Here is a 25,375-nt window from a genome sequence, read left to right on the forward strand (position 1 = left end):
CGAGCTGCACACCAGGCAGCCCGAAGCATGATCGAACCTGCCTGCTGTGCAGCTCGGCAACAACAGGCCGGTCGCGGCCGGCGGCGAGGCCCGCCCGGACGTACACCGTACGTTTGGTGGATGGCGTAGATCAGCGTGCCGCGGCACGCTGGCGGATGCCGACCGTGCATCCGCCCACCACCGCGTAGGAGCCCACCACCGTGCAGCCACCCACCAGCGTCAGCGATGCCGCCAGTGACGTGCTCAACCTGAACCTCTCGGACCTCGAGGGCTTCTGGACGCAGTCGATCGAACGCCGCCACACGGCGTTCAACACCCTGCGGGAGCGGCCCGAGCTGCCGTTCTTCGACCAGCCACAGCTCTGGTTCACCCCGCCGGGTCCCGGCTACTACGCGCTCACCAAGCTCGACGACATCGTCGAGGCCAGTCGCCAGCCGAAGATCTTCACCTCCGGCAAGGGCGCGACCAGCGCGGCGGACATGCCGGCCGAGTTCCTCGAGTTCTACGGCTCGATGATCAACATGGACGACCCTCGGCACAGCCGGCTGCGCCGCATCGTCTCCCGCGGCTTCACCCCGAGGATGCTCGATGCGCTGACCGACAACGTGGCCAAGGTCGCGACGAGGATCGTCGACGAGGTGATCGAGAACGGCCCGTGCGACGCGGTGAGTGCGATCTCCGCGAAGCTGCCGCTGACCATCGTCTGCGACATGATGGGCATCCCGGCCAGCCAGCACCAACTGGTGTTCGAGCGGACCAACGTGATCCTCGGCGCGGCCGACCCGGAGTACGTGCCGGACGCGGAGAACATCGTCACCGCGCTACTGTCGGCCGGTGCGGACCTGGCGCAGGTGATGCGGGACCTCGCCGCGCACCGCGCCGCGCACCCCACCGACGACCTCACCTCGGCGCTGGTCAACGCGCAGATCGACGGCGAGACGCTGACCCCGGACGAGCTGGCCTCGTTCTTCATCCTGCTCGTGGTCGCCGGCAACGAGACCACCCGCAACGCGATTACCTGGGGCCTGCACCTGCTCACCGAGTACCCCGAACAGCGCGCAACGTGGCTGGCCGACATCGACGGCGTCACCCCCACCGCGATCGAGGAGATCGTCCGCTGGGCGTCACCGGTGATCTTCATGCGGCGCACCCTGGCCGAGCCGGCCCAGCTCGGCGGGCAGCAGCTGGAGGCCGGCGCCAAGGTGCTGATGTACTACTGGGCGGCCAACCGGGACCCTAAGTACTTCACCGACCCGGACCGGTTCGACGTGCTGCGCTCACCCAACCCGCACATCGGCTTCGGCGGCCCCGGCCCGCATTTCTGCCTGGGCGCGCACCTGGCCCGGCGGGAGATCAGCGTGATGTTCCGTGAGCTTCTGAGCCGGGTCCCAGACATCCACGCCACCGCCGCCCCGTCACGGCTAACGTCGGCCTTCATCAACGGGATCAAACATCTGCCGATCGACTTCGGCACCGGAGGCACTCGGTGATCGTCAGCTCGTCAGCCAGCCTGGACTACCCCGAGGTGCCCGCCGGCGCGGTGCTGGCCGGTGCGGCGGCCCGCTGGGGCGACCGGATCGCGCTGCACGTGGACGGCCGCGAGCTCAGCTTTGCCGAGCTCTACCGCCAGGCGTGCCAGTTCGCCAACGCGCTGCGCGCCGAGGGCGTCGGACCCGGCGACGTGGTGGCCATCCACTCGCCGAACTGCCCGCAGTTCGCCATCGCCTACCACGGCACCCTGCTCTCCGGGGCCACCTACACGCCGGCGAACCCGCTGCTGCCGCCGAACGACCTGGCCGCCCAGCTGGCCGACTCCGGTGCGGTGCTGGCGCTCAGCTTCGAGCCGGCGTCGAAGGTGCTGGCGGCGATCCGGGACAGGACCGCGCTCCGTCGTGTGGTGCTCACCGACCGGGCGCAGGCGCTGGACCCCGGGCACCGGGTGGACACCGCCGAGTTCGGCGCGGCCGGGGTGGACTTCGAGGAGTTCCTCGCCGGGCAGCCCAGCACCCGGCCCGAGGTGGACATCGACGTCCGCGCCGACCTCGCGCACCTGGCGTACACCGGCGGTACCACCGGCCGGTCGAAGGGCGTGCGGCTGCCGCACCGCAACGTCGTGGTGAACGCGCTGCAGTACGCCTGCTGGGGTAGCGGGTCGGAGCCCCGGGTGGACGACGCCGGCGGTCTGTGGATCGAGCAGGTGGGCGACGACGCGGAGTTCCCGGTCGAGCTCGGCACCGGGGTGGCGATCGGCCTGACCCCATGGTTCCACGCCATGGGCACCATCGGCAGCCTCCACATCCCGATGCTGAGCGGCGCCACCCAGGTGCTGCACGAGCGGTTCGACCCGGGCCGGTACCTGGCCGACGCGGAGCGCTTCCAGGTCACCGGGATGACCGGTGCGCCGCCGCTGTTCGCCGCGCTCGTCGCGCACCCGGACTTCGCCACCCGCGACCTCGGCTCGGTACAGGGCATCAGCTCCGGTGCCGCCCCGCTGGCCGTCGAGCTGATCAAGGCGATGCGGGCCCGGTTCGGCGAGGACGTCGTGATCGGCGAGGGGTACGGCCTCACCGAGGTCACCATGGGTGCCACCGCCGGCCCGGCCGGGCGCTCCGCGATCCGCAAGATCGGCACCGTGGGCCTGCCGATCTACGACACCCAGGTCAAGCTGGTGGACGAGGGCTCACCCGGCGGCCCGGAGGAGCCGCTGCCGGCCGGCGAGCACGGCGAGGTGTGCATCCGGGGCCCGCAGGTGATGCTCGGGTACCGCAACCGCCCTGAGGAGACGGCGGCGACGCTGGTGGACGGCTGGCTGCACACCGGGGACATCGGGGTGCTGGACGAGGACGGCTACCTGGCGATCGTGGACCGCAAGAAGGACATGCTGATCTACAAGGGCTACAACGTGTACCCCCGTGACCTGGAGGAGCGGCTCTACGCCCAGCCCGGGGTCAGCGCGGCGGCCGTGGTGGGCCGGCCGGACCAGGCCCTCGGCGAGCTGCCGGTGGCGTTCGTGGTCGCGCCGTCCGTCGACGCCGAGCGGCTGCGCGAGACCGTCAACGCGGACCTGCTGCCCTACCAGCGACTTCGCGAGCTGTATCTGGTCGACTCCATACCGGTTTCGGCAGCGGGAAAGGTATTGAAGCGGGAGTTGCGCGAACGGCTAAAGTAACAACGACCTCCGGTGCCGCGACGTCTAGAGCAAGGTGGCACGGCCAACTGGCCGCGGCGCCTGACCAATCAGGTCGGGGGGTCCGAGTCGCGGATCCGCCCGGCCCTTCTCACAGGGCGGCACTCGATGGCTTCGGACGAGACGCGGCGGGCTCGGCCGGACCCGACCGCCCAGGACTCCGGCATCCCGGCGAACGGCGACGCCGGAGCTCCGACCAGCGCGGACGCTCCCCGCCGCACGGACCCCGTCGAGTGGGCGAACGGCCCCGCCAAATCTGGGCGCGCCGAGACTGACGCCGATCCGAAGACGGCGCCCCAGGTCAGCCAGCCCGACCCGATGGCCACCAGCAAGATGGCCGCCATGCCGCAGCCCGGGTGGGACAACCGAGACGCCGACTGGCCCGCGCCCGGTCCGGGCCCCGGCCGACCGAACGGACCCGGCGGTTGGCAGCAAGGCGGCCCGCAGCAGGGCGGCCCGCCGAGGGGCTGGCCGCCGCCGCCCGGACCGCCGCCACCTGGGCCGGCACACAGCTGGCCGCCCTCGGGGCCGGTGAGCGCCTGGCCGCCGCCCCCGCCCCCGCCGGTCGAGCAGAAGGGGCCGTCGAACAAGGTCCTGGCCTTCCTGCTGGTTGGTGTGGTCGCGTTGGCCGGTGGACTGCTGTTCTGGGCCACCGGCTCCAGCAACAGCTACGTGCCGCCGCCGGCCCCGGTGTCGGACGCCGGCTCGTCGTCCGTGCAGCCGTTCGTGCCGCCGATCGCCGCCCCACCGCCGACCACCCCACCCCCGCCGCCGAGCACGCCGAAGCCCACACCGCGCCGGATCGCGCCGGTACGCACCCCCGTTCGGGTCGCGCCGAAGCCGGTTCAGCGGACCACGCCGAAGACCACGACGAAGACCTCGAAGCCGTCGTCCACCAAGTCCTCCAAGTCCTCGTCCTCGTCCCGGTCGAACTCGGACAACAGCAACAACGACAGCAACAGCGGCAACTGACCGCGAAGGTCTCGCCCTGACAGCTCGGCGACGTACGCACAAGTGCGTATCGACGCCGACACCGTCACCCGCTTGGGTTACCTGGCGGCCGGGAACGCATCGCCGTCCCGGCGACCGGCCAGCCAGCACCCGAGGAGGCGACATGCCCAGGATCATGATCGACTGTCGGGACGTCCCCAGCGAGAGCGGTTGCACGTTGGCGATCTCCGGCGAGCGGGACGAGGTACTGCGGGCCGCCGTGGCGCACGCGGTTGACGTTCACGGTCACCAGGACGACCCCGAGCTGCGCGCCGCCATCGAGTCCGGGCTGCGCGAGGCCGCCGAGCTCCCGACACCGGGTTCCTTCGTTCAGCTCATCGAGTTCAGCACCAGGCGCATCGACGAGTTCGAGCAGACCGTCGCTCGGTGGACCGCCTCCATCGGCGGGGCCCGGACCGCGCGTTGGGCGATGACCGGTGCCGACCGCGACCAGCCCGACCGCTTCCTGCAGTTGGTCGCGTTCCCGGACTATGCCGCCGCGATGGCCAACTCGGACCATCCGGCGACCGGTGAGTTCGCCGGGCAGCTTCGCAAGCTGTGCGACGGCGACGCCACGTTCCACAACCTCGACGTCCGTTCGGTCACCACGTTCTGACCCGGTCGGCCCCTCCCTCGGCCGGTTCCACGTGACAGAACACACAGCGGTGGCTAACGCCGAGTACGCCATCGGCGATACCCCGGGCGAGCGCTCCCCCATATCGAGGTGGTGCAGATGGCCCCGACCAGTTACGCCGAGCAGACGACGAGTTCGACCGAGGAGGACGCCACACATATCCCGGCCGCGGGCGGTCGACACCGCCGGGCACCGGAGCCGTTGGGCCGTCGACTGGTCGCCAGCGCCTTCACACTGAGCGGCTACCTGGGACGGACGATGTCCGCGCTCGCCGCGCTCGCGGTACTCGGCTCGATCCTCACGCTGGGCGCCCCGGACACCGCCGCGGGGCCCGGCGACGTGTGGCGCACGACCGCGCAGGGCCCGACGGCCGAGATCGCTCCACACCGGGTCAGGTGAGCAATCCGGACACCACACGCACGCGCAGCGAGCGATTCCGGGCAGCACAACCGTCGCGCCGGCGCCCGGGGCGCCGGCCGAAGGCTTGAGTCAGGCCGCTTCGGTCTGCTGGAGCTGGGCGTTCATCACGGCGTCCACGATGCCCATGATCATGCCCCGGGAGCCGAGTCGGTAGCCGAACTCCTCCCACGACAACAGCTCACGGGAGAGCAGCTCGCCGACCGGGCCGGGGTAGACCCGGGTGGCCCGGAAAGCGGCGGCACGCAGCCGCATCCGCTCGTGGTGGTCCATCGATGCATGTGTAGTCATGCCGGCACCTCCGCCTGGTGAGACGACCTTCGGCGGCGCTCGGCGCTGAGTCGCATCCCGAAGTAACTATGGTTACCCAGGAAACGCGCGTAGTCACGTCCCTGAGACGATTGACTCGCTTCTTACCTCTGTGACTACCTCAACGAGCGAGCGACGACCTCGACATTCGGCCATTCGGTTGGCTTGTCGGCGGTCGGGCACCGGGGCAGCGGGCGCACCGGGACGGCGCCGTCCGATCTAGGGTCGACGGCATGACCGAAACGTTGACCGGCCGGCTCTGGTCCAGTGTCGAGCACATCTACCAGGGCGTCCTCGAGCACCCGTTCGTCACCGGGCTCACCGACGGCAGCCTGCCCGCCGAGTCGTTCCGGCACTACATCGTGCAGGACGCGCACTACCTGCGCGGTTACGCCCGCGCGCTCGCCGTCTGCGCAGCCAAGGCACCGACCGAGCAGGACACCGTGATGTTCGCCGTGCACGCCGCCGGCGCGGTCGCGGCCGAGCAGGACATGCACGCCGAGCTGATGTCCGAGCTCGGCTCCTCGCCCGCCGAGGCGGCCGCCGAGCCGGTGGCGCCGACGACTCGGGCGTACCTGAGCTATCTGTTGGCGACCACGTACGGCGGTTCGTTCGCCGAGGGCCTCGGCGCGGTGCTGCCCTGCTACTGGATCTACGCGCGGGTCGGCGACGAGCTGCTGGCCCGCTCGTCGCCGAACAAGCTCTACGCCCGGTGGATCGAGATGTATGGCGGCGAGGAGTTCCAGACCGTGGTGAACGACGTGCTCGCGCTCACCGACCGGGTCGGCGCCACCCTCTCGCCCACCGAGGCGGACCGTGTCACCGAGCACTTCGTGACCACGTCGCGCTACGAGTGGATGTTCTGGGACGCGGGATTGCGGCGGGAGGCCTGGCCCATCTGAGCCATCCGGACGTACAGTGTACGTACGCAGTTCCCGGTGGACCTCGGAGGACGACCATGCAGCTCCCGGACACGGCGCGGTGGGCGTTGACACACGGGCTGATCCGGCTGGTGATGCGGCGCGAGACGCGCAAGGGCAACCTGAACACGCGGTTCCTCACCGACCGCGCCGTGCAGCTCGACCCGTACCCGCACTACGAACAGCTGCGGACCGACGGGCCGTTCAGCAGCGGGTTGGCCGGCAAGCTCACCGTCCACCACGCCGTCGGCACCGAGGTGCTGCGCGCGGAGGACTTCGGCACCGCCTCGTTCGGCGGCGCGCCGCGGCCGATCCGCCGGCTGCTCAGCGCGTCGGCGGCGGGTGCCGCGCGCAGTGTGGTCGAGCCGCCGTCCATGCTGGCGGTCGACCCGCCGGACCACAGCCGCTACCGCAAGCTGGTCACCCGGGCGTTCACCGCCAAGGCGGTCAAGGCACTGCGGGTGCGCACCGAGGAGGTCGCGGTCGAGCTGCTCGACGACATCGACCGGCGTGGCGTGCGTGAACCGGTCGACCTGGTGCGGCTCTACGCCTCGCAGCTGCCGGTGATCGTGATCTGCGAGATCCTGGGTGCGCCGACGTCCATGAAGGACGAGTTCCTGGCCTGGGGCGACGGGGCGGCCGCCTCGCTCGACCCCGGCATGAGCCGCCAGCAGTACCTCGAGGCCCAGCGCGGTATCGACGCCCTGCTGGACTGGATGCGCGGGCACTTCGAGACGCTGCGCCGCAACCCGGGCGAGGACATCCTCTCCGAGCTGGTCACCACGGCGGACACCGACGGTGAGCGGCTCACCGAGACGGAGCTACTGGCCACCTCGCTGCTCGTGCTGGCCGCCGGCTTCGAGACCACGGTGAACCTGATCGGCAACGGCATCGCACTGCTGCAACAGCACCCTGAGCAGCGTGCCCTGCTCACCGAGCAGCCCGCGCTGTGGCCGAACGCCGTCGACGAGATGCTCCGCTTCGACTCCCCGGTACAGCGCACCGCGCGCCGTGCCCTGCGGGACACCGAGATCGCCGGTGTCGGAGTACGCGAGGAGGAGCTGGTGCTGATCCTGCTCGGCGCAACCAACCGGGACCCGAAGGTCTTCGAGCAGCCGAACACCTTCGACGTCACCCGGCGCAACGCCGGCAAGCACCTGGCGTTCTCCAGCGGTATCCACTACTGCCTCGGCGCCTCGCTGGCGAAGATGGAGGGCGAGGTGGCCCTGCGCGCCCTCTACGACCGCTTCCCCGGCCTGACCCTGGTCGGCGACCCGCACCGCCGCCCCACCTCGAACCTGCGGGGCTTCGACCGGATGACGGCCGCCCTGGCCCCCACCCCCGTCGGCCAAATCTCGTGAGTGGCGAGTGGTCCCAGGGGCCACTCGCCACTCACGAGGCCTGACCCGCGGTTACTCGGGGTCGAAGGCGGTGGCCCTCGAGACGTGCTCCCAGCTGGCCAGCTCGTCGGCCACCGAGTCGAGCTGGCCGCGGATCGAGTCGACCGCGTCGGCGCCGAGCGGCAGCCGCAGTGGCGGGTTCTCGGCGTCCAGCGCGGTGAGGATCGCGGCGGCCGCCTTGGCCGGGTCGCCCGGCTGCTCGCCGTCGCCGCCGGTCACATACTGGCGGGTCGGGCCGACGGTGGCGGCGTACCCCGGGAGCTCGGCGGACAGGTACGCCGCACCCGGGTTGAACAGCCCGGTACGGAAGGCACCGGGCTCGACGATCAGGAACCGGACGCCGAAGTCGACCTCCTGGCTCAACGTCTGGGTCAGTCCCTCCAGCGCGAACTTCGTCGCGCAGTAGGCGCCGAAGCCGGGCGCGGTGATCCAGCCGCCCACGCTGGACATCTGCACCACCGCCCCGCCGCCCTGACGGCGCATGTGCGGCAGCACCGCCTTGGTCAGCGCCGCCGGCCCGAAGAAATGCAGCTCGAACAGGTAGCGCAGCTCGGCCGCTGTGGTCTCCTCCAGCGCGCCGACCTGGGTGCGGCCGGCGTTGTTGACCAGCACGTCGATCCGGCCGTGCCGGGCCACCACGTCGTCCACCACGGCGGGCGCATCCGGCGAGGTGACATCCAGCCGGACCGCCTCGGCCTGACCGGGATGCGCGGCGACCAGGTCGTCGAGAGCCTCGGGACGCCGGGCCGCCCCGACCACCAGGTCACCGGCGGCGATCGCGGCCTCGGCGATGGCGCGGCCGAAACCGCTGCTGGCGCCGGTGACCAGCCAGACTCGGCTCACTCCCGGTCCAGGCTGTCCGGGATGATCAGGTGCAGGATGAAGCCGACGATGGCCACCACGATCGCGCCCCAGAACGCCGGCACGAACCCGGCCACGTGGAACGGCAGCCCGACCTGGCCGGAGAGCCAGCCGACCAGCAGGAACAGCAGCCCGTTCACCACCAGCCCGATCAGTCCCAGGGTGAGGATGTAGAACGCGCAGCCGACTGTCTTCACGATCGGCTTGATCACCGCATTGACCACACCGAAGATCAGCGCCACCACGATGAGAGTGGCGATCCGGGTGCCCTTGTCGGAGCCGCCGAGCTCGATACCGGAGATCAACAGCGTGCACACCCAGAGTGCGACCGCGTTGACCAGCACCTTGATGACAAGCGCAAGCGCCATCGCTCTACAACACCGCCTGGTAGACCAGGGTCCGCAACTGGGACCGGATCGAATGGGTGCTGGACGGTAGCAGTTGGGTGAAGAACATCGCGGTGAGGTCCTCGACCGGGTCGACCCAGAACGCGGTGCTCGCCGCGCCGCCCCAGGCGAACTCCCCGGGGCTGCACAGGTTCTTCACCGCGGCCGCGTCCTGCACCACCGAGAACCCCAGCCCGAAGCCCATGCCGGCCATCGGGCTCTCGGCGAACAGCGGTCGCCCGAACTCCTCCAGGTCGGTGCCGCCGGGCAGGTGGTTCTGTGCCATGTAGGCCACCGTCCGGTCACCCAGCACCCGCTGGCCGTCCAGCTCACCGCCGCGCAGCAACATCTGGGTGAACCGGTGGTAGTCCGCCGCGCTGGACACCAGCCCGCCGCCGCCGGACAGGCACGTCGGCTCGCGCAGCGCGGCGCCGCCCATCAGGTCGTTGCGGGCGAACCGGCCGGTCTCCGGGTCCGGGCTGTACAACGCCGCCAGCCGCTCGACGTCCTCGGCCGGCGTACCGAACGTCGTGTCGGTCATCCCCAGCGGCCCGAAGATCCGCTCGGCGAAGAACTGGTCCAGCGACTGCCCGGACACCACCTCGACCACCCGGCCGAGCACGTCGACGGAGACCGAGTAGTTCCACTCCGTACCCGGCTGGAACACCAGCGGGAACCCCGCCCAGGCCGCGCAGGCCGACGCCAGGTCGGTCCCGCGCGGGACGCCCCACTCGTAGCCGGCGCGCCGGTAGATCTCGTCGACCGGGTGCGCGTGGTGGAAGCCGTAGGTGAGCCCCGAGGTGTGCGTGAGCAGATGCCACAGCCGGATCGGCTCGGTGGCCGGCTCGGTGACCGGTTTGAGCCCGGAGCCCTTCACGAAGACCCGGGTCGCGCCGAACTCCGGGATGAACCGGCTGATCGGGTCGGTCAGCTCGATCAGACCCTCCTCGACAAGGATCATCGCGGCCACCGAGGTGATCGGCTTGGTCATCGAGTAGATCCGCCACAGCGTGTCCGGGGCCACCGGCAGGCCGGCCTCGGCGTCGCGCTGGCCGAATGAACCGACGTGCACGATCTTGCCCCGCCTGGTCACCACCGCCTGCCAGCCGGCGAGGCGGCCGTCGTCGACGTAACGGGCGAAATGCCGGTCGATCCGGGCCAACCGGTCGGCATCCATGCCGACCTCTCCGGGATCAATCTCAGTAGTCAGCTCAGCCACGATCACGACCCTACCGGCGCGGCCGCCGCCCCGGCGTGCGCTAAGTTCCGGGGCTGTGGCCACCTCCTGGATCGACCTGGTCGGATACGTCAGGTTCCGCTACGAGATCTTCCAGCAGACCGAGCGAACGCTGCGCTTCCACCTGACGACCGGGGAGGGGCGCACGCAGCGGGTCGCTGTGCACCACGTCGAGCCGGACTCCACTCCGGCCGGGACCGGCGCCGGCGAGGGCTGGATCCTGATCGAGTCGGCGGTCGCCGGCGCGGACAACGTGGACCTCCGCCAGCTGCTCGAGCTGGCCGGGCAGTCCGTGATCGGCGGCGTGGTCATCGTCGACGGGGTCGCGCTGTTCCGGCACGCGGCGGCGCTGGCCGACCTGAGCCTGGCCGGCTTCGACAAGCCTTTCCAGCTGGTCGCGGCGCGCGCCGATGAACTGGAGCACCAGCTCACCGGCGCGGACCACTTCTAGGAGAGTCCGGCCTCCGTCACCGGCCGCGACGTCGAGCCACCCACCCCGGCGACCACCGCCGCGGCGCAGAGCAGCCCGGCCCCGACCATCCCGCCGAGGCCCAGCCGCTGGCCGAGCACGAGCACCCCGAGCACCGTCGCGGTGACCGGTTCGAGCACCGCGACCACCGCCGCCGAACTGGCCGAGACGCCGCGCAGCCCGACGAAGAACAGCCCGTAGGCCAGCGCGGTCGGCACCCAGCCGAGGTAGACGAGCAGGCCGACCGAGGCCGCCGTCGGCGCGAACTCCAGCCCGCCGAAGCCGTGTCCACCGAAGCCGTGTCCACCGGTGAGCGCACCGACCACCAGGGCGGCCACCGCGAGCAACACCCCGCCGGCGGTGAACCCGACCCCGATCGTCGCGGGCCCGTCCAACCCCGGCACCGGACGCCGGCCGATCAGCGCGAGCGCACCGAAGCCGGCCGCCGCCCCCAGCGCGAGCAGCACCCCCAGCGCCAGCGAGCCGCCGCCGGCACGCGTCAGCGGGTGCCCGGACGTACCGAGCAGCAGCGCCAGCCCGAGCAGCGCCAGCCCGATCGCGACCAGGCTGGCCGAACCGGGCCGGCGCCGCTCACCGACGGCCTCGGCGGTGAGCACCAACACCGGCGCCGCCCCGATGGCGATCACGGTGGCCACCGCGAGCGAAGTCATCGCCACCGCGGCGAAGTAGCAGACCTGGTAGGTCGCGGTCAGCACGCCGACCGACAGCACCCGGAGCCATCCGGCACGGCGGAGCCGAGGCAGCCGGCCGGTCACCGCGAGTACCGCGAGCACGGTGAGGCCGCCGCCGGCCAGCCGGTAGGTGGCAACGGCCAGCGGCGACAACGCGGCGACCTGGCCGAGCAGACTGCCGGCCAGTCCGCCGGTGCCCCAGAGCAAGCCGGCCGAGAGGACGTAGTAGAGGTCAGTTCGAGATCCGGACGCGCGCAGCGCGGCGTCCGGGGAGGACAGCGAAGACATCCAAGGCTCCCGCCACGAAGGGAAAGGGCGCGGAAGCGGGCGCATCGGACCGGCGGCCGTTTCAGGGGCCGACCCGGAGCTGCACAGGGATGTGGGGACGCCGGGGACGCGCGCGGCAAGAAGCCGGGACGCGCCTACAAGGGGTCGATCCGCCCGCTCAGCGGGTGGGCGGCGGGGAGATCGTGAAGCGCCGGTGCATGCCAGCGACGCTACCCGCGCGGCGCCCCGATGCCGAGCGGATTTCGCACGATGAGACGTCGGAGCCACCCGAGGCCGGCCACCGTGAGGTCCGTCACGTCACGCGTACGTCTCACTCGCATTGGGGAGCAACCGATGAAGGCGCTTGTTTACCACGGCCCCGGCCAGAAATCCTGGGACGACGTCCCGGATCCCACGGTGACCGATCCGACGGACATCGTCGTCCGGGTGGACACGAGCACGATCTGCGGTACCGACCTGCACATCCTCAAGGGCGACGTGCCCACGGTCGAACAGGGCAGGCTGCTCGGCCACGAGGCGGTCGGCACGGTGGTGGCCACCGGCGCGGCGGTGTCCTCGCTGAACGAGGGCGACCGGGTACTCATCCCGGCGATCACCTCCTGTGGGCGCTGCGCGAACTGCAAGCGGGCGATGCCCAGCCACTGCCTGGCGGTCGGCGGGGTGGGCTGGATCTTCGGTCACCTCATCGACGGGTTGCAGGCCGAGTACGCGAGGGTGCCGTTCGCGGAGACCAGCGTGCACAAGGTGCCGGAGGGCGTCACCGACACCCAGGTGCTGTTCCTGACCGACATCCTGCCCACCGGCTACGAGGTCGGGGTGCGCAACGGCCGGGTGAAGCCGGGTGACACGGTGGCGGTGGTCGGCGCCGGGCCGGTCGGGCTGGCCGCGATCATGACCTGTGGGCTGCACGGCGCCAGCCGGGTGATCGCGATCGACAAGGCGGCGTCGCGGTTGGAGCACGCCAAGCAGTTCGGCGCCGGGTACACGATCAACGCCGACGACGACGTGGACGCGGCACTCGCCGAGCTGACCGACGGGCACGGCGTGGACGTCGCCATCGAGGCGGTCGGCGTGCCGGAGACGTTCGAGACCTGCGCCCGGATCGTCCGGCCCGGCGGCGTGGTGGCCAACATCGGCGTGCACGGCGCGTCGGCCACCCTGCACCTCGAGGAGCTGTGGATCAAGAACATCACCATTACCACCGGGCTGGTGGACACCGTGACGGTGCCGATGCTGCTGCAGCTGGTGCGGGACGGGCGGATCCGGGCCGAGATGTTCGGCACCCACGACTTCGCGCTGGACAAGATCATGGACGCGTATGACGTGTTCGCGAACGCGGCCGAGCACAACGCACTCAAGGTGGTACTGAAGCGCTAACTCACGCACTGAAGCGCTGAAAGCATTACCTCTGAGGGAATCGAACTGGTGCGGCATGGCTGCCAACCTGGTGTCACGAGCACGACGGACGCCAGGGAGGCAGCCATGAGCACCGACATGAACACCGACATGAACGTGATCGCCGAGCGCTACATCGACGCCTGGAACGAGACCGACGCGACGACCCGCCGGGCGCTGATCGACGAGCTCTACACCCAGGACGCCGGCTACACCGACCCGTTGCTCGATGCCAAGGGCCGGGACCAGATCGACGCCGCCATCGAGGGCGCCCAGCAGCAGTTCGCCGGGCTGGTGTTCAGCCTCGCCGGCCCGGTGGACAGCCACCACGACACCGCCCGGTTCCAGTGGCACCTCGGCGCACCCGGCGCGGACGAGCCCCTGGTGGTCGGCTTCGACGTGGCGGTCGCCGAAGGCGGACAGCTGCGCCGGGTGTACGGGTTCCTGGACAAGGTGCCGACCGCCTGACCCCGCACCCGCACCCGCACCGCGAGTCGGGGATTCCGTCCGGGCGAGTCGGGGATTGCGTCAGCCCCGACTCGCCCCGGGACACCGCGCCCGGCAGAGCGCCACCCGCTCCGCCGCTCGGGGTTCTGGTTGGGCCACCTGAGGCGGTCGCGGCGCCCGTGGGTGTCACCGGGCGGGCCACCCCCACCGATCGGCTGCACCGTGACCGCTAGGTTGTGCTCCACCCAGGACGAAGGAGCCCCCCGTGAAGCGGTCGCTGGCTGTCGCCACCCTGCTGTCGGCGGCCCTGTTCGCGGCGGCCTGCGAGGAAGCGCCGCCGGTGCTGCACGGGGCGGGGCCCGGCGGCACCGCCGGCAACGGACTGGCCGCGCCGGGCGTGGTACCGAGGGTGCTCGCCGGTGGACTGTCCAACCCGTGGCAGCTGACCTGGGGGCCGGACAACTTCCTCTGGGTGACCGAGAAGACCGGCAAACGGATCACCCGGATCGACCCGGCGGACGGGTCGAGCACCGACGTGCTGGACATCGCGGACGTCTCGGCCAGTGGCGCCGACGACGGCCTGCTCGGTCTGGCGTTCGGCGCCGGCGCGGTCTACGTCGCCTACGACTACAACTCCGGTGCCGGCCTGCGCGGCAAGATCGTCCGGTTCAACTACGACCAGGCCGCGGCATCCTTGAGCAGCCCGACGGACGTGCTCACCGACCTGCCGGCGAGCACCGTGGACAACGGCGGGCGGCTCGCCGTCGGCCCGGACCACAAGCTCTACCTCACCGTCGGCGACCAGGGCGCCAACCAGTACGCCGGCGCCTGCGCGCCGATCCGTTCGCAGGACCTCCCGACCGCCCAGCAGGTCACCGCCCGGGACTGGAGCAGCTACGCCGGCAAGATCCTCCGGATCGACCCGGACGGCGGCATCCCGGCGGACAACCCGATGCTGCACGGCGTCCGCAGCCACGTCTTCAGCTTCGGCCAGCGCAACCCGGTCGGCCTGGCGTTCGGCCCCAGCACCCTGCTGTACTCCGCCGAGCAGGGTCCGAGGAGCGACGACGAGATCAACCTGCTGCAGGCCGGCAACAACAACGGCTGGCCGTTCGTCGCCGGGTACCGCGACGACCAGTCCTACCGGTACGCGAACTGGTCGGCGGCCAAGAACTGCGCGCAGCTGGGTTACGACGCCGACCAGGTCCCCGCCGGCGTACCGCTCGGGCCGCCCGAGACACAGTGGACCAGCCCGGACTACCGCGAGCCGCTGAAGACGCTCTACACGGTGCCCAACGGGTACGACTTCCAGGACCCGGCCTGCGGGCCGACCTACGACCACTGCTGGCCGACGATCGTCCCGGGCAGCCTGAACTACCTGCCACCGGACACCCCCGACACCACACTGGCCAACTCGCTGCTGGTGCCGAGCCTGAAGAACGGCGCGGTGTACGCGCTCAAGCTGAGCCAGGACGGCCGCGAGGTGCAGGGCGATGTGCTGCAGCTGTTCCGCACGCACAACCGGTACCGGGACGTGGCGGTCTCAGCGGACCACACCAAGATCTACATCGCCACTGACAACACCGGCCTGAGCGGGCCGGCACCGGGCGAGCAGACCGGGTCGCTGGACAATCCCGGCTCGATCCTGGAGTTCGCCCTGACCGCGCCGCTGGCGACCCCCGCCCCGCTGACCGGCCCGTCCCCGACACCGATCCCGCCGAGCAACGCCCCGGTCACGACAACCACCTCGCCGCCGCCGACGACGACCTCGAGCACGCCGAGCTTCTCCCCCACGCCCACGGCATCGAGCACGCCGACCTCGCCGACCTTCTCCCCGGCCCCGTCGGCGACCAGCACCCCGCCGACCTCGGTCCGGGGCGGCAACCCGCTGCTACCCACCATGACACCGAGCCCGCCGAGCAACTGAGCGACGGGCTGACCGACTCGGCCGGCGGCGTTCAGCCGGCGCGGCACCGCCGAGCCAGCCGTCCAGCTCCCGGTCGTACCGCTCGGTGACCCGCAGCTCCCGACCGGCGCCCGGCAGCAGCCACACGGCCAGTGCGGTGGCGCGGATCTTCCAGGCCTGGGACGAGGCACTCGGCGCCAAGGACCTGGACGCGGTCCGCCACCTGCTCGGGACAGCCGAGGGCGTGGTGCGCGGCAAGGACGCCCTCCGCCGCTTCGTGGAGATCGTCTTCGCCAACCAGCCGCCGGAGCGAGGCCGTCGCGCTCAGGCGTCCAGCGGGCGGGTGCCGAGGCCGTCGCTGAAGTCGTCGTCCTTGGTCTCGGCGAGGAACAGCAGGCAGACCAGGCAGAGCACGGCAACCCCGACCAGGTACCAGGAGATCCCGGTGGTGGAGCCGGTCCTGGCCAGCACGTCGGTCGCGATCAGCGGGCTGACGCCGCCGCCGATGATGCCGGCGGCGCTGTAGGCGAACGAGGCGCCGGAGTAGCGGTAGCGGACCCGGAACAGCTCCGGGAAGTAGGCGCCCATCGGCCCGTAGAGCAGCGCGAAGCAGAGCAGCCCAACCACCATGGCCACCCCGATCAGCAGGGGCGAGCGGGTCTGCAGGAGCCAGAACAGCGGGAACGCCCAGATCGCGGACACGATCGCGGCCGCAATGCACAGCTTGCGGCGCCCGACCCGGTCGGACATGACCGCGAACCACAGCGTGGCCACGCCCATCACGGCGGCGGCGATGATGGCCTCGACGAGCATGGTGGTGCGGGACAGCTTCAGCGTGGTGGTGCCGTAGGACAGGCAGAACGTGGTGATCGTGTAGAACAGCGTGAACGCGAGGATGAACGAGCAGGTGGCCAGGATCAGCTGCACGGGCTGGCGGCGCCACAGCTCGAAGAACGGCACCTTGGCCTGCTCGTGGGCGTCCAGCGCGGCCTGGAAGACCGGTGTCTCGGCGATCTTCATGCGGATGTAGTAGCCGACCGCGAGCAGTACGGCGGAGGCGAGGAACGGGATCCGCCAGCCCCAGGACTGGAACGCCTGGGCGCTCATCGTCGCGTTCAGCACCAGGAACAGCGCGTTACCCAGCACGAACCCGACCGCCGGGCCCAACTGCGGGAACGCCGAGTAGAGCCCCCGTTTGCCCGGCGGGGCGTACTCGGTGGCGAGCAGTACCGCGCCGCCCCACTCCCCGCCGAGCCCGATCCCCTGCAGGAACCGCAGCACCGCGAGCAGGACCGGTGCGGCGACCCCGATGCTCGCGAACGAGGGCACCAGCCCGATCGCCACCGTGGACAACCCCATCACCAGCAGCGAGATGATCAGCATCCGCTTGCGACCGAGCCGGTCGCCGAAGTGCCCGAACAGGATCGCGCCCAACGGCCGGGCGATGAACCCCACCGCGAACGTGGCCAGCGAGAGCAGCACCCCCGCAGTCGGGGAGAACGACGGGAAGAACAGCTTGCCGAACACCAGCGCCGCCGCGGTGCCGTAGATGTAGAAGTCGTAGAACTCGATGGCGGTGCCGATGAAGCTGGCGACCGCGATACGACTCCGCGACGGGGGCGCGCCAACGGTGCTCATGGGTACTCCGATGCGGTGACTATGAGTCGGCTGTGATCATCGCAGCCGCATCCGAAAGAGCGCACGGTGATGTGGCCAACTCCGCCGGACGAGTGGCCGGTCGGGGCCCGGCGGTTAGATGGGTCCGGCGGTTAGATGGAGCGGTGACGTCAACGAGCGAACAGCGGGAACGGCTCGCGGTGGTCGGTCCCGGTGCGATCGGAGCAACGTTCGCGGCGGTGGCGCAGCGCGCCGGGATGGGTGCGGTGCCGCTGTACGGGCGCACGGCGGTCGGTGGCATCACGGTCCATCCCGACGACGGTGATCCGGTGGTGCTGGCCGGCGAGGTGCGGACCGCGCCCGAACATGCCCGTGGCCCGCTGGACTGGCTGCTGCTCGCGGTGAAGGTGCACCAGACCCCGGACGCCGGCCACTGGTTGCGGTCGCTGTGCGGTCCGGAGACCGTGGTGGTGGTGCTGCAGAACGGCGTCGAGCACCGCGATCGGGTGGCGCCGTACGTCGGCTCGGCCACCGTGCTGCCCGCCGTGGTCTGGTGCCCCGCCGAGGGGCTGGACCGGCGGACGGTCCGGCTGCGCGGCGTACCCGAGCTCACCGTGCCGGACGAACCCGCCGGTCACCGCCTTGCCGAGCTGCTCGTCCCGGGTGGCGCGCAGATCCACGTGCGGCCGGACTTCCATACCGAGCTGTGGCGCAAGATGACGATGAACGCGCTGGCCGCGCTGATGGTGCTGTCCGGGCGGCGCTCCGGCGTGTTCCGCAGGGCGGACGTCCGGACGCTGGGCCTGGCACTGGCGCGGGAGTGCATGGCGGTGGCCGAGGCCGAGGGGGCCCGGCTGGACCCGGCGTTCGCCGAGCAGATGGTCGACCGGCTGGCCACGATGCCGCCGGACATGGGTTCGTCGATCCTGTTCGACCGGGCGGCCGACCGGACGCTCGAGTGGGACGCCCGCAACGGCGTGCTGTGCCGCCTCGGCGCCCGGCACGGCGTGCCCACCCCGATCAGCGACGTCCTGGTCCCACTCCTCGCGGCGGCCAGCGACGACCCGAACTGAGCCGCGCCGACCGGGGCACCGCCGCGACGCCCGAAGATCAACGCAACGTCAGCCTGGTTTGATCATGAGAACGACCCGGCTGAGGTTGAACTCGGCGAGCGGATACCTCGGCGCCCGGCACGGCGTGCCCACCCCGATCAGCAGCGAACGGGCCCGACGCTCACAGCCAAGCCCTCAGATTTGTTACCGAGCTGCACAGGAGGCAGGCCGAGAGCCGCAAAAACCTGCCTGCTGTGCAGCTCGGTAACAACAGGCCGCAACACGCCAGCCGAGCGGCTACTTGTAGCGGAAGCCGTCCAGGAAGCGCCGGAACAGGCCGCCCGTGTGCGGCAACGGCGCACCGGGCGGTGGCGCGGTGGGGCGCAGCGACGCGATCGGCTTGTCGTAGTCGGTACGCGCGATCGCGTCCACGACCTGGGCCTCGTCGAAGTTCTCCGAGCCCTCGATCACCGGCACGAACCCGACCAGGTTCCCGTCCCGCATGACCTGGGCCTCCAGGGTCGCGGTGCCGTCGGAGTCCCAGATCGCCTCTCGCCCGTCGCCGAGCGACACCCGTACCCCGAACTGGTACACGCCGGCCCGCTCCAGGTATGCGTCGATGCCGCGATCCCTGAGCGTGTCGGCGACCCGCCGTGCCCGATCCTCGTCCACACCGAAAACCTACCGCCGATCCGACATCGCGAGCCGGCCACCCTGGTTACCTGAGGTGGTCGGCGAGGCTCCCGTTGGTGCCGAACAGCTCGGCCCTCCACCTCTCCAGCAGCGCGGTGGCGTCGAAGTCGTCCGGGTGGAAGCCGGGCCTGTTGTAGGCGAGCAGGTTCCGCCGGACCACCTTGGCCACGAACGGCGAGCGGGGCACCCGCGCCAGGCTGCGCAGCAACCGGACCGGGTTGTAGCTGGCCCGGTCGCCGGCCAGCGAGATCGCGGTGAATACCACCACGATCGGTACGAACAGCGCGTTGACCAGCCGCATCGTCCCGATCCGCATCCGCTCGGTGCCGCCGATCGCGCGGTAGACGTCGAACGCGACGGCCTTGTGCTCGGACTCCTCCAGCGCGTGCCAGAGCAGCACCGAGCGGACCTCGGTCTCGCCGAGCAGCTCCTGCGCCTCCGGGCTCGTCAGCAGGCGTTCGGCGATGGTCGCGGTGTAGTGCTCGAGCGCGGCGGTGACCGCGAGCTGGAAGCGGCGTGGGAACAGCCGGTCGGACCGGATGAGCAGCAGGTTCGTGAAGCGGTCGACCAGGCGGGTCGGGTAGCCCATCTCGCGCAGCCGGTCGTTGAGCGCCCGGTGCTCCCGGCCGTGCGTGACCTCCTGCCCGATGAAGCCCGCCACCTGCGCCCGCAGCTCCGGGTCGGTCACCTGGTCGCGGTAGCCGCGCACCGCCCGGATGAAGAAGTCCTCACCCTCGGGGAACAGCGCGGACAGCACCGCCACGAGGTGGCTCATCACCAGGTCGCCCTGCACGTAGTGGCGGTCCAGCGAACCGGTCGGGTAGGCGAAGGCGATCCGGCGGGTGCGCACGTCGCGCTTGGGCACCACAACGCGCTCTTGTTCGGCGGTCATCTGATCCTCCTGGTAACCATGGCCAGCTCGTCGGCCGTGCTGGCGGTGCCGGCGGCTTCGGGCAGGGACGTGTAGCGGTAGTCGTCGAGCGGGAAGTCCCGCGCGGCGCGGAATGCGGCCGCCGAGCTGGTGGGACGCAGGTACGGCAGGTCGCCGTGATGGTCGAAGTAGTAGCTGTTGGCCGTCGCGCAGCTGTTGGTGTTGAACAGCGAGCCGGCCAGCCGGGTACGCATCCGTTCGGTCCACCGCCGGGTCGGTTCCGGGCGCACCTCGACGGCGGTGGCGCCCCGCCTACCGGTCTCGGTGATCACCCGCACGATGTGCGCCGAGGTGCTCTCCACCAGCTGGTGCCAGGTGCCGCCGACCCAGCCGTACGGGCCGAACATCATGAAGTGGTTGGGCAGCTCGGGAATGCTGATGCCCTCGTAGGAGGTCAGCCGCTGTCCCGCGTAGGACGTGGCCAGGTCGAAGCCGTCCCGCCCTCGGACCGGGGTGCGCCGGAAGTTCGCCGGGTCGCTGGCCAGCCGGAACCCGGTGGCCAGGATGAGGACGTCGACGTCGCGGTGGTGCCCGTCGGCGGTGCGCACGCCGCTGGGAGTGATCGACTCGATGGGGTCGGTGACCAGCTCCACGTTGTCCCGGGTGAACGTCCGCAGGTAGCTGTTGGAGACCGAGGGGCGTTTGCAACCGAGCCCGTAGTCCGGGGTCAGCCTGGCCCGCAGCTCCGGGTCCGGCACCTGGGCGCGGTACCAGATCGACCGCATCGCGGCGGCCGCTCCCCTGGTCAGGAACGGCACCCGGTGGTGGTTGACCACGAGGTCGATGAGCATCAGCTCGACCGCCCGGGTGGCCACCTTCCGGACGACCCGCTGGCTGACCGGGAACCGGCGGTACAGGCCTGCCAGCACCGGTGGGGTGGTCGGGTCCAGCTTCGGCCCGACCCAGATCGGGGTGCGCTGGTAGACGTCGAGTCGAGCCACCCGACGGGCGATCTCCGGCACGATCTGGACCGCGCTGGCGCCGGTGCCGACGAGGGCGACCCGGGCGCCGGTCAGGTCGACGTCGTGGTCCCAGCGCGAGGAGTACATCAACGTGCCGGCGAAGTCCTCGGCGCCGGGGATGTCCACCGGCTTCGGGTCGACGAACGGGCCGATCGCGCTGACCACGAACCGGGCGGTCACCTCGCCGCCGTTGACGGTGAGCCGCCACAGGTGCGCGCCGTCGTCCCAGACCCGCGCGGTGACCTCGCTGCGCAACCGGACGTGCTCGCGGACCCGGTACCGGTCGGCGACGCCGTCCAGGTACGCCTTGACCTCGGGGCCCCGGGCGAACGCCCTGCTCCAGTCCGGGTTGAGCTCGAAGCTGAACTGGTAGGCCTGGGCCGGGACGTCGACCGCGATACCCGGGTAGGTGTTGTCCCGCCAGGTGCCGCCGATGTCGCCGGCCCGCTCGAGGATGACGTAGTCGAGCAGGCCGGCCCGGCGCAGCGCGATGCCCATCCCGATGCCGCTCAGCCCGGCACCGATCACCACGACGTGGTGGTCGGGTTGGCTCGGCGTCGAGGCCATGACTGCTCCGTCCGCGTGGTGCCTGCGTTTCGCAACACTCAAACGTATGTAACAAATTCCGTCAAGATGTAAACCCTTGTTAGGGTGAAGCATGCGGAGGGGCGGCGCCGACAGCGCTCGGGACACGGGGCGCGCTGAGGATCTGCTGCGCGATGCACTGGCGTCCGACCCACCGGACGACGAGACCGCGTCCCGGATCCTGACGGCGGCGTTCGACCAGGCCGAGGACTTCGGGCTGCGCCGGTTCACCATGGACGATGTGGCGCGGCGGGTGGGCGTGTCCCGGGTGACCATCTACCGGTACTTCCCGAAGAAGGACCAGCTGATCAACGCGCTGCTGATGCGCGAGCTGCGCCGCTTCCTGACCAAGCTCGAGGCGGTCATCGAGGCGGAGTCCACCTCGGAGGCCAAGCTGTCCGAGGGGCTGCTGTTCTGCCTGGCGTTCCTGCGCGAACACCGGGTGCTCAACCGGCTGCTGCGCACGGAGCCCGAGCTGATCCTGCCGTACCTGACCACCAAGGCCGATACCGTCGTCGCGGCGGCCCGCGGCTGGATCGCCCGGCTCATCCGAGGCGAGGTGGCCGCCGGCCGGATCGAGCTGCCCGAGCAGGACATCGAGATGCTCGCCGAACTGCTGGTGCGCACCGTCATCTCGCTGGTGATCACGCCCACGACGGTGCTGCCGGTCGACTCACCGGAGGGCCAGCGACGGCTCGTCGAGGTCTACGTCAAGCCGCTGGTCGCCGCGGTCCGGCCACGGTCCGCGCCACCATCGGTTCCGGCCACCACCGCGGCGGTGCCCTCCGGGCTCGAGGGCTCACCGCGGTAGCGGCCGGTGCGGGCCGCTCAGTGTCCGTCGTACGCGCTGCGCAGCGCCGCGATGTCGAGCTTGGTCATCGTGAACATCGCCTCGGTGGTCCGCGCCGCCTTGACCGGGTCGGGGTCGCTGACCATCTCGATCAGCGCGGCCGGGACGACCTGCCAGGACACCCCGTACCTGTCCTTCAGCCAGCCACACTGGATCTCCTCGCCGCCCTCGGTGAGCCTGCTCCAGTAGTAGTCCACCTCGCCCTGGTCGGCACAGCGGATCTGGAACGAGATGGCCTCGCTGAACGTGAACATCGGGCCACCGTTCACCCCGACGAACTTCTGGCCGTTGAGCTCGAACTCCACGGTCAGGACCGATCCAGCCGGGCCCGGCCCGGCCTCGGTGTAGCGGACGATACTGCCGAGCGTGGAATCCTTGAAGATGCCGAGGTAGTAGTTCGCCGCCTCTTCGGCCTGGTTGTCGAACCACAGGCAGGTGGTGATCGGGCTGTCGCTCATCGGTCCTCCCGGTACGTGGACGTCTCGCCCCCGTACTGACCACCGCGCTGTCCGAAACTCATCGGGGTAGGTCGGCCGCGCTGGTCCGTACCGCTCCCGCGCTCGCCGCAACAACGAGAACGATCGCGGCGACCTGCCCGGCGGCGAGGGACTGGCCGAGCACGAGCAGACCCGCCACCGCGGCGATCGCCGGTCCGAGGCTCACCAGTACCGCGAACGTCGACGTGGGCATCCGGCGCAGGGCGAGCAGCTCCAGCGTGTACGGCAGCACCGACGACAGGCCGGCGACCGCCGCGCCGAGGCCGAGCGTGACCGGGTCGAACAGCGCGGACCCGGCGGTGGCGACGCCGAGCGGCAGGGTCAGCACGGCGGCCGCGGTCATCGCGAGCGCGAGCCCGTCGGCCCGGGGGAACCGACGACCGGTCCGGGCGCTGAGCAGGATGTAGGCGGCCCACATCACCGAGGCCCCGAGCGCGAACCCGACCCCGCCCAGGTCCAGCCCGTGCACACCGCCACCCTGCAGCAGGACCACGCCGCACAGGGCGAGCAGCCCCCACAGCCAGCGGGTCGGCCGCCCCCCGGCGATCACCGACAGCGCGAGCGGACCCAGTACCTCCAGGGTGACCGCCGCCCCGAGCGGGATCCGGTCGATCGCCTCGTAGATCAACGTGTTCATCCCGGCCAGCGCGGTGCCGAACCCGCCGATCAACAGCCAGTCGCGTCGGCCGTAGCCGCGCGGCCGGGGCCGGCACACCGCCAACAGCACCGCCGCCGCGATCACCAACCGCAACGTCACGACACCGGACACCCCGGCCCTCGGGAACAGCAGCGCCGCGACCGCGGCTCCGAACTGCACCGACAGCGCGCCCCCGAGCACCAGCCCGACCGCGCCGGCACCGCCGCCGCGCGAACCGGTCCGCCCGGTGTCGGCGGCGGGCACAACGATGGGTACGGAGGCGGGCACGGGGCTGGGCACAGCGGTGGGCACGGCGGGGCGCGACTCGGTCACGCCGACAACGCTACGAGCGCGCTCGAGCGAGGTGAAATGCCTGTTGAGCCGGGCTTATGCTGAGCAGACATGACCGCCGAGCTGCGTCACCTGCGTGCCTTCGTCACCATCGCCAACGAGGGCAACATCAGCCGCGCCGCCGCCCGACTGCACCTGACCCAGCCCGCGCTCTCCCGCACCCTGCAGCAGCTCGAGGAGCATCTCGGCGTCCGCCTGGTCGATCGGGACACCCACCACCTGGCGCTCACCGCCGCCGGCCGGGACTTCCTGGACCGCGCCCGCCTGGCGCTCGCCGCCGTCGAGGACGCGCTCGACCCGGACCGGGCCGCCAGCTGGCCGCTGCGCCTGGGACACCCGTGGTCGGCGCTCGGCCCGCACACCACCACGCTGCTGCGCCGGTGGAACCGGGACCGACCGCGGATCCCCCTGGAACTTCTGCGGGTCGACGACCGCTCCGCCGGGCTGACCCAGGGCAAGGTCGACGTCGCCGTCATCCGGGATGCGCTGTCGGCTCCCGGCATCCGCACCGAACACCTGCTCGTGGAGCCGCGGCTGGCCGCCGTGCCGATCGACAGCCCACTCGCGGACCGGCCGGCGCTGACCCTCGCCGACCTGGCCGCCCATCCGGTGGCGCTCAACACCGTCTCCGGCACCACCACCCCCCAACTGTGGCCCGACGGCGCCCGCCCCCGGCGGACGGTCACCGTCGCCAACACCGACGACTGGCTCGCCGCCATCGCCTCCGGCCGTGCCGTCGGTGTCACGACCAGCGCGACCGCCGGCATGCACCCGCACCCGGCGGTGGCCTACCGTCCGCTCACGGACGCGCCGGACGTGGACGTCTATCTCGCCTGGCGACAGCCGCCGAGCCACCCCGCGGTCAGCGACCTCCTCGACATGGTCCGCGCCGTGGTCGGAGCACGGCCGGAACCGGTCGGCGACACGTCGCGGGACGTCGAGATCGAGCCGGTTGCTCCGAGCTCGGCTACCGGGCGCCGGCGCGCAGGCCGTCCATGACGATGTCGAGCATCCGGGCGGCCCGCACCTCCCAGTCGGGGCTGGGGGCGATGCGCCAGAGGAAGCCCAGGATGAGCAGGACGTCGTCGGGGTCGTGGCCGGGCCGGATGTCGCCGGCCTCCTCGCAGGCCCGCAACAGCAGGGGGATGGCGCCGATGACACCGTAGGTCTCGCCGACGAGGCCGTCGCTGGTGGCGGCGTGCAGCACGTCCGCGAGGCCGTGTTTGATCCGGCCGTAGTAGGCGAGGCGGTCGAACCACAGCCGCGGCGCCCGCAGCGGGGAGTGCTCCGCGAGCAGGGCGGGCGCGGCGTCCACCAACTGCTGGACGTCGTGGCGGTAGACCGCCAGCACGAGTGCCTCGCGGCTGGGGAAATGCCGGTAGAGGGTGCCCGGGCTGACGCCGGCCTTCTTCGCGATCGAGTTCAGCGAGACCTCGCCGGAGGCGGCGAAGGCGTCACGCGCGACCTCGAGGATGCGGTCGCGGTTGTGCTGCGCGTCGGCCCGCAAGTGCTCGCCATGCTCCCGCGCCACCACGCCTCCGTCTCGCCGGACCGCATCGACGTTGCTAAGCGGAGAGTTCTCCTCTCCCCCGCCGGCTCCTGATCGCGGTCGGCCGCCCGGCCCGGCGATCTCGGTCGGCTGGGTTCGAGCGCGTCCATCGA

At 71.3% G+C, this 25,375-nt stretch carries 26 protein-coding genes; 14 read left to right on the forward strand and 12 right to left on the reverse strand.

Translation table 11 applies throughout. From position 1 onward, the window contains the following. Positions 1-200 precede the first annotated feature (200 nt). From ACTXG6_RS00825 to ACTXG6_RS00845, 5 genes are all read left to right on the forward strand, one after another. Positions 201-1,490: a cytochrome P450 gene (locus ACTXG6_RS00825; protein WP_445185823.1), complete on the forward strand. Its 1,290-nt coding sequence runs from the start codon at positions 201-203 to the stop codon at positions 1,488-1,490. Beyond that, positions 1,487-3,169 carry a class I adenylate-forming enzyme family protein gene (locus tag ACTXG6_RS00830; protein WP_445185824.1) on the forward strand — a complete coding sequence of 561 codons (1,683 nt, stop codon included), beginning with the start codon at positions 1,487-1,489 and terminating at the stop codon, positions 3,167-3,169. Before ACTXG6_RS00825 ends, ACTXG6_RS00830 begins: the two co-directional genes overlap by 4 nt. A 126-nt stretch (positions 3,170-3,295) precedes the next feature. After that, on the forward strand, positions 3,296-4,159 hold the full coding sequence (locus tag ACTXG6_RS00835) for a hypothetical protein (protein ID WP_445185825.1): 864 nt from the start codon (positions 3,296-3,298) through the stop codon (positions 4,157-4,159). 142 nt (positions 4,160-4,301) lie between these two features. Further along, positions 4,302-4,793 (forward strand): DUF1059 domain-containing protein, encoded by a 492-nt coding sequence (locus ACTXG6_RS00840; RefSeq protein WP_445185826.1) that lies wholly within the window; start codon positions 4,302-4,304, stop codon positions 4,791-4,793. A 117-nt stretch (positions 4,794-4,910) separates the two neighbouring features. Continuing rightward, a complete protein-coding gene (locus ACTXG6_RS00845) occupies positions 4,911-5,210 on the forward strand; it encodes a hypothetical protein (RefSeq protein WP_445185827.1) in 300 nt (99 codons plus the stop codon). A gap of 90 nt (positions 5,211-5,300) precedes the next feature. On the opposite strand, the gene ACTXG6_RS00850 is transcribed toward ACTXG6_RS00845, so the two are convergent. Continuing rightward, complete coding sequence (locus ACTXG6_RS00850; RefSeq protein ID WP_445185828.1) at positions 5,301-5,519, reverse strand: hypothetical protein; 219 nt, start codon at positions 5,517-5,519, stop codon at positions 5,301-5,303. A gap of 251 nt (positions 5,520-5,770) precedes the next feature. Here ACTXG6_RS00850 and tenA point away from each other — a divergent pair, with 251 nt between their 5' ends. After that, positions 5,771-6,439, forward strand: a complete 669-nt coding sequence (tenA, locus tag ACTXG6_RS00855; protein ID WP_445185829.1) for a thiaminase II — start codon at positions 5,771-5,773, stop codon at positions 6,437-6,439. Between the two features lie 56 nt (positions 6,440-6,495). Further along, positions 6,496-7,818, forward strand: a complete 1,323-nt coding sequence (locus tag ACTXG6_RS00860) for a cytochrome P450 (RefSeq protein WP_445185830.1) — start codon at positions 6,496-6,498, stop codon at positions 7,816-7,818. 51 nt (positions 7,819-7,869) lie between these two features. Here the strand turns inward: ACTXG6_RS00860 and ACTXG6_RS00865 are convergent, their stop codons facing one another. Genes ACTXG6_RS00865 through ACTXG6_RS00875 form a run of 3 tightly spaced genes read right to left on the reverse strand, consistent with a single transcriptional unit; the run spans position 7,870 to position 10,281 of the window. Next, positions 7,870-8,700 carry an SDR family NAD(P)-dependent oxidoreductase gene (locus ACTXG6_RS00865; RefSeq protein ID WP_445185831.1) on the reverse strand — a complete coding sequence of 277 codons (831 nt, stop codon included), beginning with the start codon at positions 8,698-8,700 and terminating at the stop codon, positions 7,870-7,872. Beyond that, positions 8,697-9,086, reverse strand: a complete 390-nt coding sequence (locus ACTXG6_RS00870; protein ID WP_445185832.1) for a phage holin family protein — start codon at positions 9,084-9,086, stop codon at positions 8,697-8,699. The genes ACTXG6_RS00865 and ACTXG6_RS00870 overlap by 4 nt, the downstream gene beginning before the upstream one ends. 4 nt (positions 9,087-9,090) lie before the next feature. Beyond that, complete coding sequence (locus ACTXG6_RS00875) at positions 9,091-10,281, reverse strand: serine hydrolase domain-containing protein (RefSeq protein WP_445190311.1); 1,191 nt, start codon at positions 10,279-10,281, stop codon at positions 9,091-9,093. A 97-nt stretch (positions 10,282-10,378) separates the two neighbouring features. Between ACTXG6_RS00875 and ACTXG6_RS00880 the strand changes: the two genes are divergently transcribed. Beyond that, complete coding sequence (locus ACTXG6_RS00880) at positions 10,379-10,792, forward strand: hypothetical protein (RefSeq protein WP_445185833.1); 414 nt, start codon at positions 10,379-10,381, stop codon at positions 10,790-10,792. Here the strand turns inward: ACTXG6_RS00880 and ACTXG6_RS00885 are convergent. Next, complete coding sequence (locus ACTXG6_RS00885) at positions 10,789-11,790, reverse strand: EamA family transporter (RefSeq protein WP_445185834.1); 1,002 nt, start codon at positions 11,788-11,790, stop codon at positions 10,789-10,791. The two genes, ACTXG6_RS00880 and ACTXG6_RS00885, sit on opposite strands and share 4 nt — an antisense overlap. A 333-nt stretch (positions 11,791-12,123) precedes the next feature. On the opposite strand from ACTXG6_RS00885, the gene ACTXG6_RS00890 reads away from it, so the two are divergent. The 3 genes from ACTXG6_RS00890 (at position 12,124) to ACTXG6_RS00900 (ending at position 15,559) form a co-directional block, all read left to right on the forward strand. Next, positions 12,124-13,167: a zinc-dependent alcohol dehydrogenase family protein gene (locus tag ACTXG6_RS00890; RefSeq protein ID WP_445185835.1), complete on the forward strand. Its 1,044-nt coding sequence runs from the start codon at positions 12,124-12,126 to the stop codon at positions 13,165-13,167. Positions 13,168-13,272: 105 nt separating this feature from the next. Further along, the gene (locus ACTXG6_RS00895; protein ID WP_445185836.1) at positions 13,273-13,653 is read left to right on the forward strand and encodes a nuclear transport factor 2 family protein; all 381 of its coding nucleotides are present in this window, start codon (positions 13,273-13,275) and stop codon (positions 13,651-13,653) included. Between the two features lie 244 nt (positions 13,654-13,897). Further along, positions 13,898-15,559 carry a glucose/sorbosone family PQQ-dependent dehydrogenase gene (locus ACTXG6_RS00900; RefSeq protein WP_445185837.1) on the forward strand — a complete coding sequence of 554 codons (1,662 nt, stop codon included), beginning with the start codon at positions 13,898-13,900 and terminating at the stop codon, positions 15,557-15,559. A gap of 303 nt (positions 15,560-15,862) precedes the next feature. Here the strand turns inward: ACTXG6_RS00900 and ACTXG6_RS00905 are convergent, their stop codons facing one another. Then, entirely contained in the window at positions 15,863-17,176 is a 1,314-nt protein-coding gene (locus ACTXG6_RS00905) for an MFS transporter (protein WP_445185838.1), read from the reverse strand. 143 nt (positions 17,177-17,319) lie between these two features. On the opposite strand from ACTXG6_RS00905, the gene ACTXG6_RS00910 reads away from it, so the two are divergent. Beyond that, positions 17,320-18,228, forward strand: a complete 909-nt coding sequence (locus tag ACTXG6_RS00910; protein ID WP_445185839.1) for an oxidoreductase — start codon at positions 17,320-17,322, stop codon at positions 18,226-18,228. A gap of 276 nt (positions 18,229-18,504) precedes the next feature. On the opposite strand, the gene ACTXG6_RS00915 is transcribed toward ACTXG6_RS00910, so the two are convergent. Genes ACTXG6_RS00915 through ACTXG6_RS00925 form a run of 3 tightly spaced genes read right to left on the reverse strand, consistent with a single transcriptional unit; the run spans position 18,505 to position 21,360 of the window. Then, on the reverse strand, positions 18,505-18,879 hold the full coding sequence (locus ACTXG6_RS00915) for a hypothetical protein (protein ID WP_445185840.1): 375 nt from the start codon (positions 18,877-18,879) through the stop codon (positions 18,505-18,507). A gap of 46 nt (positions 18,880-18,925) precedes the next feature. After that, positions 18,926-19,792: a metal-dependent hydrolase gene (locus tag ACTXG6_RS00920; RefSeq protein WP_445185841.1), complete on the reverse strand. Its 867-nt coding sequence runs from the start codon at positions 19,790-19,792 to the stop codon at positions 18,926-18,928. Then, positions 19,789-21,360, reverse strand: coding sequence for a flavin-containing monooxygenase (locus tag ACTXG6_RS00925; RefSeq protein WP_445185842.1), 1,572 nt, complete (start codon positions 21,358-21,360; stop codon positions 19,789-19,791). The genes ACTXG6_RS00920 and ACTXG6_RS00925 overlap by 4 nt, the downstream gene beginning before the upstream one ends. 91 nt (positions 21,361-21,451) lie before the next feature. On the opposite strand from ACTXG6_RS00925, the gene ACTXG6_RS00930 reads away from it, so the two are divergent. Continuing rightward, positions 21,452-22,189 (forward strand): TetR/AcrR family transcriptional regulator, encoded by a 738-nt coding sequence (locus ACTXG6_RS00930; RefSeq protein ID WP_445185843.1) that lies wholly within the window; start codon positions 21,452-21,454, stop codon positions 22,187-22,189. 17 nt (positions 22,190-22,206) lie between these two features. Here the strand turns inward: ACTXG6_RS00930 and ACTXG6_RS00935 are convergent, their stop codons facing one another. After that, positions 22,207-22,686 carry a VOC family protein gene (locus ACTXG6_RS00935; protein ID WP_445185844.1) on the reverse strand — a complete coding sequence of 160 codons (480 nt, stop codon included), beginning with the start codon at positions 22,684-22,686 and terminating at the stop codon, positions 22,207-22,209. A 58-nt stretch (positions 22,687-22,744) separates the two neighbouring features. Then, positions 22,745-23,695, reverse strand: a complete 951-nt coding sequence (locus ACTXG6_RS00940; protein WP_445185845.1) for an EamA family transporter — start codon at positions 23,693-23,695, stop codon at positions 22,745-22,747. 69 nt (positions 23,696-23,764) lie between these two features. Between ACTXG6_RS00940 and ACTXG6_RS00945 the strand changes: the two genes are divergently transcribed. After that, a complete protein-coding gene (locus ACTXG6_RS00945; RefSeq protein WP_445185846.1) occupies positions 23,765-24,712 on the forward strand; it encodes a LysR family transcriptional regulator in 948 nt (315 codons plus the stop codon). Here ACTXG6_RS00945 and ACTXG6_RS00950 read toward each other — a convergent pair. Next, positions 24,681-25,244 (reverse strand): TetR/AcrR family transcriptional regulator, encoded by a 564-nt coding sequence (locus ACTXG6_RS00950; RefSeq protein ID WP_445185847.1) that lies wholly within the window; start codon positions 25,242-25,244, stop codon positions 24,681-24,683. The genes ACTXG6_RS00945 and ACTXG6_RS00950 overlap by 32 nt on opposite strands. Positions 25,245-25,375: the final 131 nt, after the last annotated feature.

It is taken from the genome of Pseudonocardia sp. Cha107L01 (assembly GCF_052566575.1).

What these genes read in the sequence shown, in the direction of transcription:
- ACTXG6_RS00875 (WP_445190311.1), bottom strand. Translation starts at nt 10,281, where the DNA reads ATGGATGCCGACCGGTTGGCCCGGATCGACCGGCATTTCGCCCGTTAC.
- ACTXG6_RS00945 (WP_445185846.1), top strand. Translation starts at nt 23,765, where the DNA reads ATGACCGCCGAGCTGCGTCACCTGCGTGCCTTCGTCACCATCGCCAAC.
- tenA (WP_445185829.1), top strand. Translation starts at nt 5,771, where the DNA reads ATGACCGAAACGTTGACCGGCCGGCTCTGGTCCAGTGTCGAGCACATC.
- ACTXG6_RS00920 (WP_445185841.1), bottom strand. Translation starts at nt 19,792, where the DNA reads ATGACCGCCGAACAAGAGCGCGTTGTGGTGCCCAAGCGCGACGTGCGC.
- ACTXG6_RS00885 (WP_445185834.1), bottom strand. Translation starts at nt 11,790, where the DNA reads ATGTCTTCGCTGTCCTCCCCGGACGCCGCGCTGCGCGCGTCCGGATCT.
- ACTXG6_RS00935 (WP_445185844.1), bottom strand. Translation starts at nt 22,686, where the DNA reads ATGAGCGACAGCCCGATCACCACCTGCCTGTGGTTCGACAACCAGGCC.
- ACTXG6_RS00905 (WP_445185838.1), bottom strand. Translation starts at nt 17,176, where the DNA reads ATGAGCACCGTTGGCGCGCCCCCGTCGCGGAGTCGTATCGCGGTCGCC.
- ACTXG6_RS00850 (WP_445185828.1), bottom strand. Translation starts at nt 5,519, where the DNA reads ATGACTACACATGCATCGATGGACCACCACGAGCGGATGCGGCTGCGT.
- ACTXG6_RS00890 (WP_445185835.1), top strand. Translation starts at nt 12,124, where the DNA reads ATGAAGGCGCTTGTTTACCACGGCCCCGGCCAGAAATCCTGGGACGAC.
- ACTXG6_RS00835 (WP_445185825.1), top strand. Translation starts at nt 3,296, where the DNA reads ATGGCTTCGGACGAGACGCGGCGGGCTCGGCCGGACCCGACCGCCCAG.
- ACTXG6_RS00870 (WP_445185832.1), bottom strand. Translation starts at nt 9,086, where the DNA reads ATGGCGCTTGCGCTTGTCATCAAGGTGCTGGTCAACGCGGTCGCACTC.
- ACTXG6_RS00860 (WP_445185830.1), top strand. Translation starts at nt 6,496, where the DNA reads ATGCAGCTCCCGGACACGGCGCGGTGGGCGTTGACACACGGGCTGATC.
- ACTXG6_RS00895 (WP_445185836.1), top strand. Translation starts at nt 13,273, where the DNA reads ATGAGCACCGACATGAACACCGACATGAACGTGATCGCCGAGCGCTAC.
- ACTXG6_RS00930 (WP_445185843.1), top strand. Translation starts at nt 21,452, where the DNA reads ATGCGGAGGGGCGGCGCCGACAGCGCTCGGGACACGGGGCGCGCTGAG.
- ACTXG6_RS00925 (WP_445185842.1), bottom strand. Translation starts at nt 21,360, where the DNA reads ATGGCCTCGACGCCGAGCCAACCCGACCACCACGTCGTGGTGATCGGT.
- ACTXG6_RS00845 (WP_445185827.1), top strand. Translation starts at nt 4,911, where the DNA reads ATGGCCCCGACCAGTTACGCCGAGCAGACGACGAGTTCGACCGAGGAG.
- ACTXG6_RS00840 (WP_445185826.1), top strand. Translation starts at nt 4,302, where the DNA reads ATGCCCAGGATCATGATCGACTGTCGGGACGTCCCCAGCGAGAGCGGT.